The organism is Paenibacillus sp. USDA918EY (genome assembly GCF_009870825.1).
In the GTDB taxonomy this organism is placed as follows: Bacteria; Bacillota; Bacilli; order Paenibacillales; family Paenibacillaceae; genus Paenibacillus_AQ; species Paenibacillus_AQ albilobatus.
The window spans coordinates 416,581-436,922 of sequence record NZ_WTWY01000003.1 but is presented as its reverse complement, the minus strand read 5'-3'; the positions used below and the strand labels follow the sequence as shown (position 1 = coordinate 436,922).

At 53.2% G+C, this 20,342-nt stretch carries 14 protein-coding genes; 12 read left to right on the top strand and 2 right to left on the bottom strand.

The genetic code is table 11. The annotated features are described in order from the left end of the window. Positions 1-260 precede the first annotated feature (260 nt). Positions 261-2,534, bottom strand: coding sequence for a glycoside hydrolase family 127 protein (locus GQY55_RS09675; protein ID WP_236575517.1), 2,274 nt, complete (start codon positions 2,532-2,534; stop codon positions 261-263). A gap of 227 nt (positions 2,535-2,761) precedes the next feature. On the opposite strand from GQY55_RS09675, the gene GQY55_RS09670 reads away from it, so the two are divergent. Next, positions 2,762-3,613 carry a helix-turn-helix domain-containing protein gene (locus tag GQY55_RS09670; protein ID WP_160040659.1) on the top strand — a complete coding sequence of 284 codons (852 nt, stop codon included), beginning with the start codon at positions 2,762-2,764 and terminating at the stop codon, positions 3,611-3,613. A gap of 7 nt (positions 3,614-3,620) precedes the next feature. Here GQY55_RS09670 and GQY55_RS09665 read toward each other — a convergent pair whose 3' ends face one another. After that, complete coding sequence (locus tag GQY55_RS09665; protein ID WP_160040657.1) at positions 3,621-4,400, bottom strand: helix-turn-helix domain-containing protein; 780 nt, start codon at positions 4,398-4,400, stop codon at positions 3,621-3,623. A 127-nt stretch (positions 4,401-4,527) separates the two neighbouring features. Here GQY55_RS09665 and GQY55_RS09660 point away from each other — a divergent pair, with 127 nt between their 5' ends. From GQY55_RS09660 to GQY55_RS09610, 11 genes are all read left to right on the top strand, one after another. After that, on the top strand, positions 4,528-6,012 hold the full coding sequence (locus tag GQY55_RS09660; RefSeq protein ID WP_160040655.1) for an alpha-N-arabinofuranosidase: 1,485 nt from the start codon (positions 4,528-4,530) through the stop codon (positions 6,010-6,012). Between the two features lie 129 nt (positions 6,013-6,141). Beyond that, on the top strand, positions 6,142-6,900 hold the full coding sequence (locus tag GQY55_RS09655) for an arylamine N-acetyltransferase family protein (protein ID WP_160040653.1): 759 nt from the start codon (positions 6,142-6,144) through the stop codon (positions 6,898-6,900). A gap of 126 nt (positions 6,901-7,026) precedes the next feature. After that, a complete protein-coding gene (locus GQY55_RS09650; RefSeq protein ID WP_160040651.1) occupies positions 7,027-8,337 on the top strand; it encodes a phytoene desaturase family protein in 1,311 nt (436 codons plus the stop codon). Further along, the gene (locus GQY55_RS09645) at positions 8,306-9,169 is read left to right on the top strand and encodes an RNA polymerase sigma-70 factor (protein WP_160040649.1); all 864 of its coding nucleotides are present in this window, start codon (positions 8,306-8,308) and stop codon (positions 9,167-9,169) included. Before GQY55_RS09650 ends, GQY55_RS09645 begins: the two co-directional genes overlap by 32 nt. 204 nt (positions 9,170-9,373) lie before the next feature. Beyond that, on the top strand, positions 9,374-11,104 hold the full coding sequence (locus GQY55_RS09640) for an ABC transporter ATP-binding protein (protein ID WP_160040647.1): 1,731 nt from the start codon (positions 9,374-9,376) through the stop codon (positions 11,102-11,104). Between the two features lie 470 nt (positions 11,105-11,574). Further along, positions 11,575-13,122, top strand: coding sequence for a response regulator transcription factor (locus GQY55_RS09635; RefSeq protein ID WP_160040645.1), 1,548 nt, complete (start codon positions 11,575-11,577; stop codon positions 13,120-13,122). Positions 13,123-13,137: 15 nt separating this feature from the next. Beyond that, positions 13,138-14,955 (top strand): sensor histidine kinase, encoded by a 1,818-nt coding sequence (locus GQY55_RS09630; RefSeq protein ID WP_160040643.1) that lies wholly within the window; start codon positions 13,138-13,140, stop codon positions 14,953-14,955. Positions 14,956-14,957: 2 nt separating this feature from the next. After that, positions 14,958-16,499 carry a response regulator transcription factor gene (locus GQY55_RS09625; protein WP_160040640.1) on the top strand — a complete coding sequence of 514 codons (1,542 nt, stop codon included), beginning with the start codon at positions 14,958-14,960 and terminating at the stop codon, positions 16,497-16,499. A 125-nt stretch (positions 16,500-16,624) separates the two neighbouring features. Beyond that, positions 16,625-18,322: an ABC transporter substrate-binding protein gene (locus tag GQY55_RS09620; RefSeq protein ID WP_160040637.1), complete on the top strand. Its 1,698-nt coding sequence runs from the start codon at positions 16,625-16,627 to the stop codon at positions 18,320-18,322. A gap of 84 nt (positions 18,323-18,406) precedes the next feature. Continuing rightward, a complete protein-coding gene (locus GQY55_RS09615; protein ID WP_160040634.1) occupies positions 18,407-19,372 on the top strand; it encodes an ABC transporter permease in 966 nt (321 codons plus the stop codon). Between the two features lie 2 nt (positions 19,373-19,374). Continuing rightward, on the top strand, positions 19,375-20,334 hold the full coding sequence (locus tag GQY55_RS09610) for a carbohydrate ABC transporter permease (protein WP_160040631.1): 960 nt from the start codon (positions 19,375-19,377) through the stop codon (positions 20,332-20,334). Positions 20,335-20,342: the final 8 nt, after the last annotated feature.

Genomic DNA, 20,342 nt, shown 5'->3' with positions numbered 1-20,342 from the left:
ATTCGGGTGGATGCTTCCGATCCGTTTCTTTCTTGAACCAAGCATACCCGCAATCAATTAAAAAGATTGAAAATATTGTTTAAGCAAATCTAAAGATTTCTAAACGCGGCGATGGTTTTTAAGCCATGATGGCGGAGGACCAAGGACTGTCGCAAATTCGAAACGAATCGGGCAGGTTAAAAGAAAAACGGCTCCTCTCCTTGGGAGCAAGCCGTTTTTTGCGCTCGAAACCGATGGATTGACAATGGAATATGCCGAACTTAGCCCTTTAGCGTCCGGAGCACGCCGTAAATCCCGTTCACTGCGCCTTGGGGGACAAATTTGACGGAAACGGAATCCCGCTCCGACGTCAGATCGGCCGGAAGATCGTAGCTTTTTTCGTAAAAGGCGCGCTGCGGCCGCTCCGCAAACGGCTCGGAGACCAGCAGACGCCCATTCACCCATATGTCCAAGGCGCCGCCGTGATGGAGCTTGCAGAACGTCACATGCAGCGCATTTTTTTCGCCCGGCAGCACGTTCATTTCATAGCTGAACCATCCGCCGGCGTCGGCCCTTCTTCCGTTCAGCCCTTCCCAGGTACCTGCGTGCGTCCGCTCTCCCTGAACATGATGCTTCAGCTCATATTGGTCGTTCCCGACCTGCACGCTGTCGACGGTCGCTTCTTTGATAAGCCGTTCCTGACGGCTTTTTTCCAGATGATCCCCGAGTTCCTGCGAATCGGCTTCAAGGATGCTCCAGTAGATGCCGTATCGTTCCCGATGCTGCTTGTAATGGGGCGTGAAAACCAAACGTTCATCCTCATCGGTGTTCTTGAGCGTGAAGGCGAGTTCATCCCGTTGGCGGACCAAATGTTCGTTTAACCGCTCAAGCCAATCCGTGGCGCTCATGTCTTTCGGTATCAAGTAATCCTTGACCGGCATCCGTTTGGTCGGGACGCTGACGATGACGCCGGTCCGCGATTCCGTCATGTCTTCGGTGCCGAGGGCGGCGCTGAGCACGACGGGGCCGTATTGGAAGGCGACGACATGCGGCGCATCGGGCAGGGCGGAGTAAGCTATTTTCATCGGAATGCGCACCCGGATCGTATCGTTGTCGTTCCACTTGCGCGAAACAAGCGCATAACCGTCTTGAACCTGGGCAGCCGCGGTTTCGCCGTTAATGAATATGTCCATGCCGCCGGCGGCCCAATAAGGCACGCGCAGACCGATCTCCGCTAGGGTCTGCCTTCCTCCGGTTTCCACCCGCAGCTCGGCCCACTCGGACTTCGGAAATCCGGACGTCTGGACGATTCGGATGTTCCGGTCCGCCCAGTTCAGCTCGGAGCTGACATATTGATTGACGACAAGGCGGTCGCCGCGGTGGAAATAGATGCTGTCGTTCAATTTCGTGAAATTTTCCATGCCCGTGCCGGTACAACACCAAAAATGCTCGAACGGCGAGCTGTACACCTTGAAATAACCGGTCGCCATCGGCTGAAAATACATCGTCATGCCCGTCTCCGGGTGTTGGGAGGAAAGAATGGCATTGATATGGCTTCTTTCATAAAAGTCGGCGTATTTCACGTCGCCTGTGAGCTTGAACAGCTCCCGGGTCAGCTTCAGCATGTTGTAGCTGTTGCAGGTTTCGCACGTAATATCGGAGCGTTTGGCGTTCAGCACGTCCGGCTCCCCGAAATGCTCGGATTCGCTGTTGCCGCCCGTCACGTAGCTGTGGCGGTACACGACGAAGTCCCAAAATTTAACGGCGGCTTCGAGATATGCGGACTCGCTTTCGCCCAGCGTCAAATACCGGTTCAGCGCCCCGATGAATTTCGGGATCGTCGTATTGGCATGTTTGCCCTGCAGAACGTCTTTGCCTTCCCGGATGGCCTCGAACAGCCCGATTTCGTCAAAGCTGTGGGCCGCCTCCAAATGCAACGGGTTTCCCGTTAATTTATACAGGTCATACAGGCAGTCGTTCATGCCGCCGTATTCGACCCGGAGTACGGTGGCTTGGATTTCGGGCGTCCATTTGGAAGTCCGGCCCGCGACCCAATCCCCCAGCTTGTTCACGACGTCATAAGCCTTTTGCAGGCCGGTGGCTTCATGCACCGCAACCAGCCCCGCGATGATTTTATGCATCGTATACCAAGGAACCCATGCCGGTTTTTTGTTTTCCACGTTGTCGAACAGCACGTCGGGAAATGCGGAGACATATCCGTTTTGGCGCTGGCATTCCGCAAGCTCCGCCACGATATATTCCAGACGGGCGTGCAGTTCCCTGTCTTTGCTGTAGGCAAAAGCTTGGGAGCATGCGGTCAAGTAGTGGCCCATCGTATGCCCGCGGATTTCCGTATCCTCCCACCCCGGGTATTTGGCGGCCTTTGGCGCAAGCCCGGCGGTTTCGCGGAAACCGGCTAGCAGGCGGTCGGCTTCGAATTTTTTCAAATAATCGATTTCTTTTTCGAACGCGTTAACGTAATCGCCGTTTCTTAAGACCACTTGGTCGAGCGAAAAATCCTTCAGCGGTTTGTTTCCGAGCAGCGTGTTCATCATATTTGCACACCCATCCTTTCGTATAAGACGACTACGACAAGCTTAGTTCAAGCGCGGTTTCGGCGTAAATGGCGGAAGGTTCGAATTGGTGGTAAAAGATCAGTTGTTTGATGGGAAAGGAAAAAGACGGAAAGAACATGCTGGAAAAATCCATAGTTTAAAAGGGGTTATTTTGATATTCTATTTTTGTTAAGGTGTTAAAAAGTTTGAAAGGTACGGGGAGTTTGATGAAATATTATCAGTTTAGGGTGGATGCGCCGCTGACGCTGAACATGACCGGCAAATTCGTCGCTCCGTCTCCGGAATGGATGCATATGCAGCGGACGTTAATGGATTTCGAGCTGTTTATTCAAACCCGTGGAAGCCTGTATATCGCCGCCGACGGGGAGCGTTACGAACTGAAGGAAGGGGATTTCCTGCTGATGCCTCCCGGTGTGCGGCAATATGGATACGAGAAGTCCGACTGCAGCTTTTATTGGCTTCATTTTACGGCGCCGGGCGGATGGGAGCTTTTGCAGGACCTGGAGGAGTACGGCTATGAGCAGGGAAGGATCGTCGTTCCCGCAACCGGCGCGCTGCGCAGCCCCGATAAGCTTATCGTGCTCATGAAACAGCTGCAGGATTCGGTTCGGAGCTACAGGGAACTGACGCTGGGCAGCTATATGGCCACGACGATCCTGTGCGAGTTGTTCAACCAGCTGTTTTACGTCCGCAACCAGGCCGGCCGGAAGCTGAAGCAGCGGCAGCTATACAACGACCTCGTCGATTATATTAAATGGCACCGGCACGAAAACCTGAAAGTCGCCCGGCTTGCGGAGGATTTCGGTTACAATGCGAAATATTTGTCCACGTTGTTTTCCGGCATCGCGGGCATTTCCTTGAAGCAATACATGCTGCAGGAAAAAATGGAGGCGGCCAAATCGCTTTTGACCGACACGAACCAAAACGTCAGCGAGATCGCGGCCCAGCTCGGATACCCGGACGGCCAGCAGTTTATGAAAAGCTTCAAAAAAATGACCGGCTTGACGCCGACGGATTACCGCAACGCGTATGCCAACCGGTTGCTGTTTTACGAATAAGGGAGCGTTACGGCCGTTTTTTGTAGCCGCTGGGCGTCTCCCCGACGAATTTTTTGAACTGCCGCATGAAATGGGTGTCGTTTTCGTAACCGCATATTTTGGCGATGGCGCCGACGGAAAGGGAGCTGTTGTCGAGCAAATATTTAGCTTGCTCCAGCCGTCCGTTGATCATGTCGGCCGATACGGAACATCCGAACAGCTCCTTGTAGACATGCTGAAAATAGGATTTGCTGAGGTTGACTTTGGCGGCCAGTTGATCTACCGAATACGCCGTATGCGGGGAGCTGTACAATTCGTTGCGGATTTCCAGCAGCTGCCGGTAATGCCTTTCGGTTTTTTCGGGCAAGGGGGGCAGCCGCTGCCAGTTGCTGAGCTTCAGGAGCAGGCTGCGCAAATCCAGATCCACGATGTCGTCGCGGAGCGGGCCGCCGAGCCGGTTCACGTGCTGCAGCTCCATGATGCTCCTTGTCAGGGAAGCGGGGAAAGCCGCTTTCACGGGTTCGTCGCAGGCGAAACCAAGCTGGTTTAAAAGCGCTTCCATTTCGGAGCCTTCGCAGTGGAACCAGTCGTTGACAAACGGCTTCTCCACGTGGCGGTATGCATGCGGGGTGAAGGGCCGAAACAGAACATAGGAGTTTTTGGCCGCGGACAGGCGCCTGCCGTGAACGACGATCTCCGCATGGCTCCGGAAAAAAACGAAAGCGTAATTGCCCGCTCCGGACGGGCGTTCGATCATAATGCCTTCCTGATGGATGTAATTGTGACCGCAACCGATGACGCGGATCATGTTCTTTCCCTCCTCCCGATAAAGCACGATAGGTCAGTTAATGGGCAGTTTAATTCATTGTTCCGGGGAAATCAAGCTCCTATACTTTGAGTGAATCCATTCAATGACGAAACGGGAGGAGAATACGATGACTCAAAACGGCGTATTAAACGCGGACATCGTCAAAGGGCAGATCAACAAAAATATTTACGGGCATTTTTCCGAGCATCTGGGCAGATGCATTTATGAAGGCATTTGGGTTGGCGAAGACTCGCCCATCGCGAACACAAACGGCATCCGGAACGACGTGGTTGAAGCATTAAAACGGATCCGCATTCCCGTCCTCCGCTGGCCGGGGGGATGTTTTGCCGACGAATACCATTGGAAAGACGGCATCGGGAAGCGGGAAAACCGCAAGCGGATGATCAACACCCACTGGGGCGGCGTCGTGGAAAACAACCATTTCGGCACGCATGAATTCATGGAATTATGCGCCCAACTGGGCTGCGAGCCTTACATCAACGGCAATGTTGGAAGCGGTACCGTACAGGAAATGTCGGAATGGGTGGAATACCTGACCTTCGGCGGGGAGTCCCCGATGTCGGCGCTGCGAGCGGAAAATGGCCGTAACGAGCCTTGGTCGGTCACCTATTTCGGCGTCGGCAACGAAAACTGGGGCTGCGGCGGCAACATGCGGCCGGAATATTACGCCGACCTGTACCGTCGTTATCAGACGTATGTCCGCAATTATGGGGACAACCGGATCCATCGGATCGCCTGCGGCCCGAACGCCGGCGACTACAACTGGATGGACGTGGTGATGCGCCAGGCCGCCCGGTACATGGATTCCATCACGCTGCATTATTATACGGTTCCTTGGGATTGGGCGCATAAAGGGTCGGCTACAGGCTTCAACGAGCAGGACTGGTTCGTGACGATGGAAAAAGCGCTGCGCATGGAGGAGCTGATTGCGAGGCACAGCGCCATCATGGACAAATACGATCCCGAAAAACGGGTCGGTTTGATCGTGGACGAATGGGGAACCTGGTTCGACGTGGAGCCTGGAACGAACCCGGGATTTTTATATCAGCAAAACTCGCTGCGGGATGCGCTTGTCGCCGGGCTTACGCTGAACATTTTCAATCTGCATTGCGACCGGGTGCGCATGGCGAACATCGCCCAAACCGTCAACGTGCTGCAAGCCGTCATTTTGACGGAAGGCGAAAAAATGGTGCTGACGCCTACCTATCACGTATTCGATATGTACAAGGTGCATCAGGATGCGGAGCTGCTGGACCTGAACCTGTCGTCCGGCACCTACAGCGCTTTTGGCCGGGAAATTCCGGAAGTATCGGCTTCCGCTTCCCGGGATGCGAACGGACGCATACATATCAGTTTGTGCAACCTGAACCATGCGTCTTCGTCGTCCGTAAGCATAGACCTCCGCGGCTTAGGAACATCCGCGCCCGCAATTACGGGCTCGACGCTCACCTCCGACAACTTGGATGCGCATAACACGTTCGATCAGCCGGAGCGGATCGCGCCGCAGCCGTTCCATGCCTATAAGCTGGAGGGGTCGCGCCTTGAGCTGGAGCTGCCGTCGAAATCCGTTACGGTCATCGAGCTGGCGTAGAGGAGAAACGGAAAGAGACCGGTCTTTCTCCGATAAGGATGAATGCAAAATGACCGCACAAAAGTTGCAAAAATAATGATATACTTCCTCTACGAACCATTTCGGTTTTTGGTTGAGAGGGGGAATATCATGGACGTACAAGCGTACTTGCGACGGATCGGCATCGAAGGCGAGTCGTCTCCTAACCTGGATTTCCTGACCCGGCTGCAGCAACGGCACATGTTCACCGTTCCTTTTGAAAACTTGGACGTGATGAACAAAACGGAAATTACGCTTGATCCGGATTCGATGTTTGCCAAAATCGTCCATAACCGCCGGGGAGGCTTCTGTTATGAGCTGAACGGATTGTTTTATCGGCTCCTTCAGGAGCTTGGTTATGAAGCGGAGCTGCTCTCCGGTCGGGTCGCTGCCGATGACCATACATACGGGCCCGAATTTGATCATATGTTGATCCTTGTCCGTTTGGATCAGGATTACGTCGTAGATGTCGGATTCGGCGACTCTGTCCGATCGCCCCTGCCGATGTCTGGGGAAGAAGTCAGCGATGTCAGCGGCACGTATCGGATCCGGAAGAATCCGGATGAATCGGACGGTTTTTTCTTTCAAAAATTTTTGGGGAATCAATGGGTAAGCGAGTTTGCATTTACAAACCTTCCGCGTCGGTTGAGCGATTTCCATGAGATGTGCAAATATCAGCAGCAGTCGCCGAAATCGCATTTTACGAAAAAAGCGATCGTTTCTTTGGCTGCGGAAGACGGAAGGATCACTTTATCCGGCGAAAAGCTGATCATTACCGAGAAAGGCCGGAAAAATGAAGCTCTCCTGACATCACCAGATGAGATCAAACACGTGCTCAAAGATTGCTTCGGCATTATCATTTCAATTTAAGCGGTTGTGCAAGGGCCCTTGGTATCAAGGGCTTTTTGCGTTACCCGAAAAAAGTTGTTTTTCTTGTCACGTTTCGGCCCCCCTCCCCGTCATACGGGTAACCAAACGGAAAGGGAGGATTTTCGGATGAAAAAAGCGGACGTGGCGATTGTAGGTGGAGGTATTGCGGGTTTGACGGCTGCAGTCTATGCGGCCAAAGCCGGCAAACAAACGGTGCTCATCGAGAAGCAGGTGCGGATGGGGGGCCGGGCGATCACCAACCAAAAAAACGGAGTGTATTTCAATATGGGCGGGCATGCCTTGTATTTCGGTGATGCGTGGGAGACGTTTCGAGGGTTTGGATTAAGTTTGCAGGGCAACAAACCGTCGATCGATGCTTACGGGATATGGAAAGGAACATTAAAGACGCTGCCGACGAACGTCCGGTCGTTGTTGGCCACCCCGCTGGTGTCCTGGAAAGGGAAAATGGAATTTGCCGCCTGGCTGACAAAATTAGGAAAGTTGGATACCCGTCTTTATGATCGGGTCAGCCTCCGCGAATGGATCGAAGGCCAGATTAAAGACCCGATGGTCCGGCATATTTTTTATTCCCTGCTGCGCACGGCAAGCTATGTGGTCGCCCCCGATCTGCAAGCCGCGGGTCCGGCGCTCGGGCAGCTCAAAAACGCTTTGAAAGGCGTGCTCTATTTGGATCGGGGCTGGGGCGAAACCGTAGAGGAATTAAGGCAATTGGCCTCCCGCTTGGGCGTTGCTTGTCTGACGGACAACAAAGCGGTTTCGATCGGCCATGACCAAGGCAAGGTGAACCATGTTTTATGCGATAACGGACTGAAAATCATCGCTGGCAGCATCATTGTCGCGGCTCCGCTTGAAGAGGCGTACCGCCTGGTTCCCCGGGCCGAGAGCACCGCGCTCCATACGTGGAAGGAACAAGCGATTCCGGTTACGGCCGCCTGTCTGGACGTGGCTTTGCGGCGCCTGCCCAAACCGAAGCAGCAATTTGTGTACGGCATCGATCAAACCGTCTTTTTATCCAACCAATCGCGCGCGGCTTACTTAAGCGAAGACGGGTCCCAAGTGATTTCGCTGCTGAAGTACCAGGGAGAGGAAACGAATGCAAGACAGGATTTGCTCGAGCTTGAACAGACGCTCGACTTGGTGCAGCCGGGCTGGCGGAACGAACTGGCGGCCAAACAATATCTTCCGAAGATCACGGTGTTCCATGATTTTATGCATATCAAGCGCAAGGAAAACCCGGGTCCTGCCGTGCCCGAAATTGAGGGGTTGTACGTGGCAGGAGATTGGGCGTCGCACGGCGAACTGCTGGTGGACGCCGCGACGGCAAGCGCCAAACGGGCCGTTCGGCATATTTTGGCCCGCACAGAAACGGAGGGAATCCCTGAAGATGAGTACGGAGGCGCTGTATCGAATTTATAAAAGCGAGCTTTTTTCATTGGCTTACCGGATGCTGGGGAGCGTCATGGATGCGGAGGATATCGTGCAGGAAGCTTTTCTTGCGTACGATCAGCTGCCCGATCCCGGCTCCATTCGCAATGAAAGGGCGTTTTTATACAAAATCGTCACGAACCGTTGTTTGGACCTGCTGCGTTCATCGGCCAAAAAACGGGAGCTTTACGTCGGCCAGTGGCTTCCGGAACCATTGATCGGCCGGGCGGGGGCGGAAGAGGAACCTTCCGCCGCCTATTTGCAGCGGGAATCGATTTCGATGGCGTATCTTTTGCTGCTGCAGCAGCTGAACGCGGTGGAAAGGGCTGTTTTCCTGCTGCGGGAAATTTTCCATTATTCGTATGACGAAATCGCCGATATGGTCGGCAAAAGCGTCGCAAACTGCCGTCAAATATACCGCCGGGCTAAAGCCGGCATTCATTTCGATCCCGAATCGGTTCCTGCGGTTCACGTGGCGGAGGAGCGGATCAAAGCGTTCGTAAACTCCTTGATGCAGGGGAATACAGGCAAATTGCTGGAGCTGCTCAGCGAAAACGTCGTCCTTTATTCCGACGGCGGAGGAAAAGTAACGGCCGCGCGCATTCCGGTCGTTGGATTCGAGCGGGTCACCGGGTTTTTCCGTAATCTGCTTGCCATGTATGAAGGGAAATACGATCTTTCCTTTCTGAACGTCAATGGATTGCCGGGGGTCCGGGTACGAATGGAGGACGGGGTGCAGTATATTTATTCGTTCGCTTTTAAACAAGGCCGGATCGAAACCATTTACAACATGTGCAATCCGGATAAATTGCGGCATGTGTAGGAAAGAACAAATTTAAATATCTTTTACCCGATCTGCGGTCATAGGTCGAAATATAATAAAAACAATAACGAAAAGGGAGGAAATAATCATGAAAAAAACGACGGTTGCAGTGATCCCGGCATACAAGGGCGGAACTGTCGCTTAACGCCTAAACGGCAACCCCCCCTTGCATGCGCGTCCAAAAACCGTATAAAGGGGTAAAATATGCGTTTTCCAATCAAAAAGTTTTTATCTTATTACAAGCCGTATAAAGGGCAGTTTATGTCCGTACTGGCCTGCGCGCTGCTCGTATCCGCCATCACCCTGATCTTTCCGCTGCTTGTTCGTTATATCACCAAGCAGGTGCTGGAAGGAGATTTATCCGCGGCTCTTGGAAAGGTGTATTGGGTCGGCGGGCTGATGCTTGTGTTGGCGGCCCTTCAGAACCTCGGGAGCTATTTCGTCGATTACAAGGGACATGAGGTCGGGGCCCGCATGGAAAGCGACTTGCGCAGCGAGTTGTTCGCCCATATGCAAAAGCTGTCCTTCGATTTTTACGACAAGGAGAAAACGGGCAGGCTGATGTCCCGGATCACGAACGACCTGCTGCTGCTTTCCGAGCTTTATCATCACGGGCCCGAGGATTACGTCCGTTCGCTTTCCCGTTTTTTCGGAGCGCTTGCCATTTTGTTTTTTATCCATCCGCCATTAACGATTGCGGTGTTGTGCTTTTTTCCGGTGCTCGTCTTTTTTGCCCTCTACTTCAACAAAATGCTGAACAAGGCGTTAATGAAAAACAAAGAACGGATTTCGGACGTCAACGCCCAGGTAGAGGACAGTTTGTCGGGGATCCGCGTCGTTCAGTCGTTCACCGGCGAGCGGATGGAAATCGAAAAATTCGAACGCGAAAACGCCCGGTTTCTTGGCAGCCGGAAGGGGACGTATAAAGCGGAGGCGATTTTTTACAACAGTTTTGAGATGTTGCTCCAGCTAATCACGATTACGGTCGTTATATTGGGGAGCGCTCACATCGTCCGCCATACGCTTGATTTATCGGACTTGATCACGTTTTTGCTCTATATCGGTTACATGATCGAACCGATCCAGCGGATGACGCATATGAGCACGCAGCTGCAGGAAGGAGTCACGGGATTTCAGCGGTTTATGGAAATCATCAATTTGAAGCCGTCCATCGCAAGCAAACCGGATGCCGCCCCGCTCGCGAGCGTGGAAGGAGAGATCGAGTTCAGGCAGGTTTCGTTCCATTACGAAGGACATACCCAGCGGGTGTTGAAACATTTGTCTCTGCGCATCCATCCCGGAGAATACGTTGCCCTGGTGGGGCCTTCCGGCGCGGGAAAAACGACGTTTTGTTCGCTGATCCCCCGTTTTTACGATGTCACCGAAGGCGAAGTGAGGGTGGACGGAATCGACGTCCGCGATCTCGATCTGGAATCGCTCCGGAAAAACGTCGGCGTCGTTCAGCAGGACGTTTATCTGTTTGCCGGAACGGTCATGGACAACATCCGGTACGGAAATCCGGAGGCCGCGGATGAGGACGTTGTCGCGGCAGCGGTCAAAGCGAATGCGCACGGGTTTATCATGGGCTTGCCCCATGGATATCATTCCGAGATCGGGCAGCGCGGGGTCAAGCTTTCGGGCGGGCAAAAGCAGAGGCTGAGCATCGCCCGCGTGTTTTTGAAAAATCCGCCGATCGTCATTATGGACGAAGCGACAAGCGCGCTGGACAACGAAAGCGAAAGCGTCGTAAAACAATCGCTCGAATCACTGGCTCAAGGGCGTACGACGATCGTGATCGCCCACCGGCTTTCCACCATCCGCGAAGCGCAGCGAATCGTCGTCTTGACGGAGGACGGCATCGCGGAACAGGGGACCCATGACGAGCTGATGTCCTTTGACGGCATGTATGCGAAGTTGTACGCCAAGCAGTTCTAGAATATCGGGGGTTGTCCGGCAGCCGTTGGAAGCGGCATGCATGAAGGGACAGCTCTCTTTTTTTTTGCAAAATCTAAAATTTTCGGGGTAACACCTTTAGTTTGCGCAGTCGTTTCGGAGGGCTTTTTTTTTATAATTGGAAATGGAAGCGTTTTTTCTCCCGGTCCGGGTGGCGCCCCGATTTATCGCTTGCGCTGGCCGGAATCGATAGATCCACCATCAAGAGTACGGCCTGCAGTTGATCTGCGGCCCCGATTCATCCGGTCAAATCAAGGTCTATAAAGACAACGTCTAGTTGTGTAAATGAAAGGTTTGCGGCAGCTTCGGCAGAAACGGGGCTGCCTGCGCTGCATTCGCTCGGTATTTTCAGGACTGCGGCAAGTTTGGTAGCATAAAGATTAAGACGCTTTCATGCATGCGTAATTTTGAAAATCCACGAAAAAAGCACGTCCGGGGAGTGAATTGGTGAAATGATGAATGTGCTGTTGGTCGACGACGAACCGTGGGTTCTGGAAGGGCTGCGCACGATGGTCAATTGGGGAAACTTCGGGTTTCAAGTATGCGCGGAGGCGCACAGCGGCATCGAAGCGCTGAACATCATCCAGCGGCTTCAGCCCGAGCTGGTGGTCACGGATATTCACATGCCCGCGTTAAGCGGGTTGGAGCTTGTGGAGCAGTCCAGGAAGACGATGAAACGTCCTCCGAAATTCGTCATCTTGAGCGGTTACGATCATTTTGACTATGCTCTGACCGCGATGAAGCACAAGGTGGCGGAATATTTGCTGAAGCCGATCGACGAGGAGGAGTTCGAAACGATTCTGGAACGGGTCGGCGCATCGATCCGGGCCGAGTCCGCAGAGCGGCTGGCGGAACGCCGGATGCGCTCCTTTTTTTTGAACAATCTTGTCAACAGGCTGATCCAGGGCGAACGCGGCGAAGGGCTTGAGCGGCAGGCCGCGGAAGCGATGAACTTGAAAGGCGATGCCGAACTCCGATGCTTGCTGGTGGAAACGGACATCGGCTCGGCAAATTTGCGGGAGCGGATCCAAGCTTATTTTCCGGACGTCACGGATCGGTCTTTTCAGGACAGTGCGGGGCGAGTCGGCGTTTTCGTGCCGACGGATGAATGTTCTTCGGATCGTCTTGAGGAGATCGGGCTTGCGATGCACCGGGATTTGTCCGGAAGCCTGATCCGGCCCGTGATCATCGCGTTAAGCGATCCGCTTCGCGGCATGGGTTCCATCCGTCCCCTTTATCTGCAGTCGCTGGAGGTGAGCAAGTCCAAACGCTGCCAGGGCAAGGAGGGGCTGTTTTTTTACAGCTGGTGCAAAAAAACGCCGGATCACCGCGCGGACGCCGACCAAAAAATCAAGCGGCTTATCGACAGCGTTTGCGCCGGTCATTCGGGGGCGATCGATTGTCAGGTCGAGGAACTGATGGCCTCATTGGCCTCGGGGATGCCGGATATCGAGCTCGCCAAAGCCCGCATCGCGGACCTGGAGCTGACGTTTTGCCGGCGGGTTGCGGAGATGAACGGGGATCCCGGCGCATGGATGGCACGCATCCGGGAACGTCACGGGAGCCTTGGCGAAATCAAGCAATATTCGGCTTTGCAATCGTACGTTCGCGGCCTTTGCCTGGAGGCTTTGGCCGATCTTTCCCTTCTTGCCAAACAAAACGAAAATAATACGATTTTTCACGTCATCCAATTTGTGGACCGGGAATTCCACACGAAGCTGCAGCTGCGGGATTTGTCTAGGCAATTCCACATGAACGCGACGTATTTGGGACAATTGTTCAAGAAAACGACAGGCAAGCCGTTTAACGAATACGTGAACGAAAGAAGGATCGAGGAAGCGAAAAAGCTGCTGAAGCGCACGCAGATCAAAATCTCCGAGGTGGCGCTGAAGGTCGGATACCCGAAAACGGATTATTTTATCAGCAAGTTCAAAAGCCATACGGGAATGCTGCCCTCGGTTTACAAGCATCAATGGGAAAACCGGCCGGCGGAAGAATAGCAGGATGGTGCACGCATGCGAACAAAAACATTCAGACTCCGAAAAATCGTCAACGACATTCCGATCAATTTCAAGTTCATTTTGATTTATTTGCTTGGCGTTCTTTTGCCCATCGCCGTGATTCATCTGATTTTCATGGACCGGATGTCCGAACTGATCAAGCAGCGGGAGGAGCAGAACCTGGAGGTGTCGCTGGAGCGGGCCCGAAAGGACATCCACGATTTCGTGGACGGAGGCGTGGCGGTCAGCCATGCCCTGAAAACGGACAAAGCGCTTTACGAGATGCTGGACCGAACGTACGCCAATCCGCTTGATTTTTACGAAACGTTTGACGAGCAGCTCCGCAACCGGGTAAGCAGCTACATTCCGGTAAACAACCAAATTTTGCGGATCGGCATATATACGGATAATCCGACCATCGTGTCGGGAGGAAACTACCGAATCATCAATGACCAGGTGAAAAACAGCGAATGGTACAAGCTGTGGGAACATTCGAACGAACCGGTCCTCGTTGCTGCCTACCGCGCGGCCGATGAGACAAATCCGTCCGTGATCGCCCCTTATTTGAGCGTGATCGAAAAAATGGATTATTACAATTATTACGACCGGTTCGAAAAGCTGCTGCGCATCGATATCGACCTTCGGAAAATTTATGACGTGATCATCCGGGAACGGGATTATTTGAACCTGTATCTGGTGAACGAAAAAAACGAAATCATCATGTCGGCGGACAGCGGCTATCAAAATGAGGACAGCGGCGCTTACGCCGTGTTTAACCTTTCGGGCATCGAAAAAAACAAGGATGCTCATGTCGTTTCGATCGGCACGGCCAAGTACGTCAAAGGCTGGAAGCTGGTCGGCATGACCCGGGGAACGCGGGTGAGCCAGGCGATGCGCGACATGCAGTGGTCCGTCGGGCTTTTGGCGGCGGTGATTACGTTATTTACGTCCGTTTTCATCTACATCATGCTTCGTTCTTACAATTATCGCGTGAAAAGGCTGTCCCGGCATATGCACAAAGTAACGAATGAAAAATTCGAGCTGATCCGCATGGATGAAGGCAAGGACGAGATCGGGGAATTGATCCGCAATTTCAACATGATGACATCACGCATCAATTCGCTCATCAATAATGTGTACAAGCTTGAAATCCAGAAAAAAAGCCTGGAGATGGAACAGGTGCGGGCCGAACTTAATTTTCTCCAGAGCCAGATGAATCCCCATTTCCTGTTTAACACGCTGAACGCAATCCTCGTCGTCTGTACCAAATACGAATATTCCGAGGTGACGGACATTATCAAAAGCCTGTCCAAGCTGCTGCGCAGGCTGCTCGGCTGGAAGGAGGATCTGGTGACGCTGGAGGAGGAAATTCGGTTTACGGAGATGTATCTCAAAATCGAGAAGTTTAGATTCAGAGACAAATTCGAGTACGTTTTTGACGTCGATGAACAGGTTTTAGGCTACAAAATTCCGAAAATGAGCATCCAGCCGCTCGTTGAAAATGCCTGCAAACACGGGATTCAGGCCGTCGACGGGCAAGGGCTCATCACGGTGAGCGCCCGGATCGAGGAAGAGCGTCTGTGCGTGTCCGTTTCGGATAACGGCAAAGGCATCACGGCAGAAAAGCGCAATGAAATCATGAAGGCCGTCCAGATCGAAAACGTTTCAGGCAACAGCATCGGCATCCGCAACGTTTACCGGCGGCTGGAGCTCTACTACAACGACTTGGTGCGCTTCGATATCCAAAGCAAATGGCAGGAAGGAACGCTGGTTTTATTCGAAATTCCCATGAAACTGCTGAACAGACAAAACGAACACGCCGAGGGGGAATGAACATGCGTTACAAAGTGCTGCTGATCGATGACGAACCCGGCGCCTTGGAGGGCATGCAGCTGTGGATCGATTGGGATCGGCTCGGCTTCGACGTTTGCGGAACCTCCGGCAACGGGGCCGACGGATTGAACAAAATCCGGGAGCTGAAGCCGGATCTGGTCGTAACCGACATTCACATGCCGCTGCTCGACGGACTTGAAATGATCGACGCATGGCAAAAAGAAGGGGATCGAAACGTGATGTTCGCCATCGTCAGCGGGTACAGCGAATTTGAATATGCCCGCCGGGCGATGCGGCACGGAATCACCCATTTTTTGCTGAAGCCGGTGGACCAGGAGGAGGCCGAAAAAGAGCTGGAAGCCGCCTACCGGGAGCTGTGCCGCGAACGCGAAAAACAGCGCATCACCCGAATCGCCGCGCGTGAAGAAACGGTGACCTTGGTCAAAAAGGCGGCGCTGAACGAGCCTTTGTCTTCAGACGAGCTGGACGTGCTCGGCCGCTTGTCCGCAGCAAAGGAGGCATGGAACTTTTGCCTGGTGCAGTGCGATCCGCCGGTCTATGCGCGGATGCGCGAGATCGCGGCAGCCGTGCTGCGGGACCGGGAAGCGATGTATCTCGTCGACATCGGCACGCACAGCTTCGGCATCGTGTACGGGGTCACGCCTTCGAAAGGGGCGGAAAATGAATCGCTGCAGGTCCTTGAGCAGCTGTCGGAAGCGTACTCTCCGTATCGGGTTTTTATGTCTGCGGGCTTGGAAGCCCGTTCGCTGACTCAACTGGAGAGATGCCTTCAAACCGCCAAGGAAGCGATTCGCTACAATTTTTACGATTCCGGCTACGGCCGTATCCGGAAGTATGAATCGGTGCAGGCCCGGTCCTGTCAGTACCATTACGACCAGGTTCGGCTGATCGATCGCATGACGGGGGCGTTAAACGTCCTGGATGCCGCAGGTTTTTGCGAAGCCGTGGCGTCTGCGGCCGAAAGCTTTCGCCAAGCGATGGTTGAGCCGGAAACCGTGAAAAATACCGTCATTCATCTGATGTATCAAATGATGGATCACTTGAGCGAACTGGGCGATGAACGGAGCAAACGGGTTTTGGATGAGTACCACCCGTTTTTGTTCGGGCTGTCGGAGGCCGTCATCCATCTCGGCGACCTGATGGACTGCCTGCTGGTTTGCGGCAACGACGCCATCGAGCTTTTATCCCGCGAGCAGGCGCTCAAATCGCAAGGCATCATTCAGGAGATCAACGAATACATCCGCGCCCATTTTCGCGAGCCGCTGACGATCCGCAAGCTGGCCGAATTGTTTTATTTGCATCCGGTCTATTTGGGCCAGCTGCTGATTCGAAAGAACGGGATCGGCTTTAACGAGCTTGTCCACAACTTTCGCATTGAAGAAGCCGCAGTCCTCCTGAAGGAGGGCAGGCTGAAGAACAGCGAGATCGCCGAAAGCGTCGGCTACGCCAATTACGGGCAATTTTTGAAGCATTTCGAAAAACGAATGGGCATGAGCCCCAACGAATTCAAAGCCAAAAACTAAACTTTTTGGGGGTAATGCTTTAATTGCGATATAGTTCGGCTTTGAAAGCGATTTTACAATAAGGATAAGTTACCTGTAAGGGCTTCCAATCCCTTAGGTGACAAATTTTAACGGAGGTGCTATACATGGGGGGCAAGTCAAAATCAGTGCTCCGGCTCGGCATGGTTATGCTGCTGTCGTTCAGCTTCATTCTGGCGGGATGCGGGGGAAGCGACAAGACGGCCACATCCGGAGACGCGAAGGCCGGAAGCGAGGCCGCATCGGGAGGCAATGCCGAAGGGAAAGTCGAACCGTTTGAAATTACGGCGTTCATCGGCGAAGCCGGCCAGCAGCCGACGCCGGACAACAAAATTTACAAAAAGATTAAAGACGAGCTTGGCGCGACCTTTAAATTCGAGTTTCTGGCCGGCGACCTCAATCAGAAGCTTGGCGTCATGATCGCAGGTTCCGATTACCCGGACATTATGACCGGAAATACAAAATTGACGGCGGCAGGCGCATACATTCCGCTGGAAGACCTCATCGAAAAATACGCTCCGAATTTGAAAAAACATTACGAGAAGTACTGGAACATGATGAAGGACCCGAATGACGGACATATTTACATTTTGCCGAACTACGGGGCCTACAACGGGGAAGTGAGCTCCACATGGTATTCCGGGCCGGCGTTCTGGATTCAAAAGGCGGTGCTCGAGGAAGCCGGATATCCGAAGGTCAAGACGCTTGACGAATACTTCGACCTGATCGCCAAGTATAAAGAAAAACATCCGAACATCGACGGCAAGCCGACGATCGGATTCGAAATTTTGAACTACGACTGGAAAAACTGGGGGTTGTTCAACGCGCCGCAGCATTTGATCGGCCATCCGAACGACGGCAGCGTGGTCGTGAACGACGGCAAGGCTGAAATTTTCGCGGACAAGGACTATGCGAAACGTTACTATCAAAAGCTGAACGAAATTAACGCCAAAGGGCTGATCGACAAAGAAACGTTTACGCAAAACTTCGATCAGTACCTTGCCAAAATTTCCAGCGGAACGGTGTTGGGCATGTTCGACCAGCATTGGAATTTCCAAAACGCCGAAAACGCCCTGATCACGCAGAAAAAGCACGAAAGAACCTATGTAGGGCTGCCGCTCGTGTACGACGAGAGCACGAGGGATTATTATTTGGACCGCCCGGCGCTGAACCTGAACAACGGCTTCGGCATCAGCGTGAACGCCAAGGATCCGGTGAAAATACTCAAGCTGTGGGATCGCCTGATCCAGGAAGATTGGCAGAAGATCCTCTCCTGGGGGATCGAAGGCGAGGACTACATCGTGAACGAAAAAGGCCGTTTCATGAAAACGCAGGAGCAGCGCGACAAATTCACGGACGCTACTTGGAAGCTGGCGAACAAAGCGGACACGCTGTACAGCTTCAGCCCGAAAATGCAAGGTTTCTTCAGCGACGGCAACGCGACGGATGGCGCGGCGCAGCCGGAAGAGTACCAGGCAGGTCTCGAAGAATACGACAAAAAGTTCCTGAAGGCCTACGGCTTCAAGAGCTATGTCGATTTCTTCAGCCCGGCGCCGGAGAATCCGATCTATTATCCGGCATGGAGCGTCGATCTGGTGGAAGGTTCCGAAGCCAAAATCGTCAATACGAAGCAAAACGACTTGTCGACCAAATTTTTGCCGAAGGCGATCTTGGCGAACCCGTCCGATTTTGACAGCGTATGGACCGAATATACGAACGAGATCCACAAGCTGAACATTAAAGCTTACGAGGATCGGATCAACGAAGTTCTTCAATGGCGGATCGAGAACTGGTCGGTGAAGTAAGGCATCAGAAGCTAGCGGGAGGCGGGAGGCGCCAATGCGGCCTTCCGCTTTCTTAAATCCAAGGCTCGGTGGGGAGAAAAAATGATGGAAGAGACCTTAACGAAAAAGCCTTTCGTCCGCAAGCCGAAAAAAGGGAGAAGGCAGCCGGTGACCTGGTCCTTGATCAAAAACCAGCGGCAGTTGATCTGGATGTCGGTCCCTTTGCTGGCGTATATCATCTTGTTTTCTTACGTGCCGATCTGGGGCTGGACGATGGCTTTCCAGGATTACAAGCCGGCCCTCGATTTTGCGGATCAAAAATGGGTGGGATTCAAGCATTTCAAGTTTTTGTTTCTGGACGACAATTTTTTGCGCGTATTGCGCAATACGCTCGCCATGAGCGTCATCAATCTGGTATTGGGGTTTGTGACGGCGATTGTTTTGGCGCTTTTGCTGAACGAAATCAAAAAAGTATTTTGGAAACGGGCGGTACAGACCATTTCCTATTTGCCGCATTTTCTGTCCTGGGTCATCGTCACCGGCATCGTGGCGACAACCTTGGCTTCGGACGGCATCGTCAACGACATTTTGATGAAGCTTCATTTGATTAAGGAGCCGATCCTGTGGCTTAGCGAAGGCCATTATTTTTGGGGCGTCGTCGGCGCTTCCCACGTCTGGAAGGAAGTCGGCTGGAACACGATCATTTATTTGGCCGCCATGTCCTCCATCGATCCGGCGCTGTACGAAGCCGCCGAAATCGACGGGGCCAGCCGGTACAAGAAAATGTTCCACGTCACGCTTCCGGGCATCAAGCCGACCATCGTCATTTTATTGATCATGTCGATCGGCCACATCCTGGAAGCGGGTTTTGAGGTGCAGTATTTGCTGGGCAACGGGCTTGTCGTCGATTGGGCGGAAACGATCGACATCTTTGTGCTGAAATACGGGATTGCCCAAGGCAACTATTCGTTGGCGACGGCCGGCGGCATATTCAAAACCGTCGTCAGCGTCACGATGCTGCTGTTCGCCAACTGGATTGCCAAACGACTAGGGGAAGAGAGGCTGTTATAGACATGGGAAACCAAACCATCACCCCGGGGGCGGCGCCGGCTGCTGCAATCTATAAACGGAACGGAAAAAGCCGGACCGAGCCGATCCTTTTTCATACATTCAATGCGCTGTTCATGATTGCGCTTGTCGTGGTGACGCTGTATCCTTTCCTGAACACGATCGTCGTTTCGTTTAATGCGGGGAACGATACGATTCGCGGCGGACTTTACTTGTGGCCGCGGCAGTTTACGCTGCAAAACTACAAGGCGGTTTTCGCCTCGGGAACGATTTACGACGCTTTCCTGATCTCGGTGGCGAGGACGGTGCTTTCCACCGTGCTGAACATCTTCTTGACGACGATGCTCGCCTATACGCTCAGCCGAAGGGAATATGTATTCCGCAAGCCGATCACGCTCATTTTTGTGCTGACGATGTATTTTAACGCCGGTTTGATTCCGGGATATTTCCTGATGAAGGACCTGCATCTGATCAACACGTTCTGGGTCTACGTCGTTCCGTCGATGATCAGCGCGTTTAATATGATCGTTATCCGGACGTATATCGGCACGATCCCGGAAAGCTTGGTGGAGTCGGCGAAAATCGACGGGGCGGGGGAATTCAAAATTTTTTGGCGGATTATTTTTCCGCTTTGCAAGCCGGTGCTCGCCACCATCGCGCTGTTTGTCGCCGTAGGCGCGTGGAACTCCTGGTTTGACGCCTTCCTGTTCACGTCGTCGCGGCAAGAGCTCAGCACGCTGCAATACGAGCTGATGAAGCTGCTGTCTTCCAGCATGAACGCCAACAGCAACCCGGCGGTGGCCAACGGCGCAGGCATGACGCAGGAAGCGGCCGTTTCGATGGTGACGCCGCTGTCGATCCGCGCCGCGGTTACGATCGTGGCTTCCGTGCCGATATTGCTCGTCTATCCGTTTATGCAAAAATATTTCGTCGTCGGACTGAATGTGGGAAGCGTGAAAGAATAAGCGATGGG

Coding starts and splice junctions, on each gene's coding strand:
- GQY55_RS09675 (WP_236575517.1), bottom strand. CDS start 2,534: ATGATGAACACGCTGCTCGGAAACAAACCGCTGAAGGATTTTTCGCTC.
- GQY55_RS09670 (WP_160040659.1), top strand. CDS start 2,762: ATGAAATATTATCAGTTTAGGGTGGATGCGCCGCTGACGCTGAACATG.
- GQY55_RS09665 (WP_160040657.1), bottom strand. CDS start 4,400: ATGATCCGCGTCATCGGTTGCGGTCACAATTACATCCATCAGGAAGGC.
- GQY55_RS09660 (WP_160040655.1), top strand. CDS start 4,528: ATGACTCAAAACGGCGTATTAAACGCGGACATCGTCAAAGGGCAGATC.
- GQY55_RS09655 (WP_160040653.1), top strand. CDS start 6,142: ATGGACGTACAAGCGTACTTGCGACGGATCGGCATCGAAGGCGAGTCG.
- GQY55_RS09650 (WP_160040651.1), top strand. CDS start 7,027: ATGAAAAAAGCGGACGTGGCGATTGTAGGTGGAGGTATTGCGGGTTTG.
- GQY55_RS09645 (WP_160040649.1), top strand. CDS start 8,306: ATGAGTACGGAGGCGCTGTATCGAATTTATAAAAGCGAGCTTTTTTCA.
- GQY55_RS09640 (WP_160040647.1), top strand. CDS start 9,374: ATGCGTTTTCCAATCAAAAAGTTTTTATCTTATTACAAGCCGTATAAA.
- GQY55_RS09635 (WP_160040645.1), top strand. CDS start 11,575: ATGATGAATGTGCTGTTGGTCGACGACGAACCGTGGGTTCTGGAAGGG.
- GQY55_RS09630 (WP_160040643.1), top strand. CDS start 13,138: ATGCGAACAAAAACATTCAGACTCCGAAAAATCGTCAACGACATTCCG.
- GQY55_RS09625 (WP_160040640.1), top strand. CDS start 14,958: ATGCGTTACAAAGTGCTGCTGATCGATGACGAACCCGGCGCCTTGGAG.
- GQY55_RS09620 (WP_160040637.1), top strand. CDS start 16,625: ATGGGGGGCAAGTCAAAATCAGTGCTCCGGCTCGGCATGGTTATGCTG.
- GQY55_RS09615 (WP_160040634.1), top strand. CDS start 18,407: ATGGAAGAGACCTTAACGAAAAAGCCTTTCGTCCGCAAGCCGAAAAAA.
- GQY55_RS09610 (WP_160040631.1), top strand. CDS start 19,375: ATGGGAAACCAAACCATCACCCCGGGGGCGGCGCCGGCTGCTGCAATC.